This is a genomic window from Corynebacterium tuberculostearicum (genome assembly GCF_022347235.1).
Classification (GTDB): domain Bacteria; phylum Actinomycetota; class Actinomycetes; order Mycobacteriales; family Mycobacteriaceae; genus Corynebacterium; species Corynebacterium tuberculostearicum_F.
The window spans coordinates 1-1,160 of record NZ_JAKRDX010000047.1; the positions used below are offsets into that span (position 1 = coordinate 1).

Below are 1,160 nucleotides of genomic sequence, written 5' to 3' on the forward strand. Positions count from 1 at the left end.
AGTGTGACCGATAGTGTATGAGTACCGTGAGGGAATGGTGAAAAGTACCCCGGGAGGGGAGTGAAATAGTTCCTGAAACCATGTGCTTACAATCCGTCAGAGCACCGTTTGTGTGTGATGGCGTGCCTTTTGAAGAATGAGCCTGCGAGTCAGCGGCATGTCGCGAGGTTAACCCGTGTGGGGTAGCCGTAGGGAAACCGAATCCTAATGGGGTGTTTAGTGGCATGTCCTGGACCCGAAGCGGGGTGATCTACCCATGGCCAGTGTGAAGCAGCTGTAAGAGGTTGTGGAGGCGCGAACCCACGTAGGTTGAAAACTGCGGGGATGAGCTGTGGGTAGGGGTGAAAGGCCAATCAAACTCCGTGATAGCTGGTTCTCCCCGAAATGCATTTAGGTGCAGCGTCGTATTATAGCTTGGTGGAGGTAGAGCGACTGGTTGGTTGAGCGGGACTACAATCTTAGCAATGTCAGCCAAACTCCGAATGCCACTAATTGTGTTGTACGGCAGTGAGACTGTGGGGGATAAGCTTCATAGTCGAGAGGGAAACAGCCCAGATCGCCGGTTAAGGCCCCTAAGGGTGTACTAAGTGGAAAAGGATGTGGGATCGCGAAGACAGCCAGGAGGTTGGCTTAGAAGCAGCCATCCTTGAAAGAGTGCGTAATAGCTCACTGGTCGAGTGGTTCTGCGCCGACAATGTAGTGGGGCTCAAGTACACCGCCGAAGCCGCGGCAAACTTTTTTGTTTGGGTAGGGGAGCGTCGTGCATGGGTGGAAGCGTTACCGTAAGGAGGCGTGGACTGTGTGCGAGTGAGAATGCAGGCATGAGTAACGAATTGATAGGTGAGAATCCTATCCGCCGGATGACTAAGGGTTCCTGGGTCAAGTTCGTCTTCCCAGGGTGAGTCGGGACCTAAGGCGAGGCCGACAGGCGTAGTCGATGGATAACCAGTTGATATTCTGGTACCCGTACATGCGCGCCCATGATGAAGCACTGATACTAACCACCGCGGATGCACTGCTAGTCTTCTTTGAAGATTGGTGGTGTTGATGTCGTGGGGCCTGATGTGTGGTTCAAGTGATGGGGTGACGCAGTGAGGTAGCCACGCCACTTATTGGATTGGTGGTGTAAGCGTGTAGATCGTGTGGTAGGTAAATCCGCC

At 53.4% G+C, this 1,160-nt stretch carries 1 rRNA gene; it reads left to right on the top strand.

What is annotated here, in order from left to right:
* Window positions 1-1,160 (top strand): 23S ribosomal RNA (locus tag MHK09_RS11605); the annotation flags it as partial.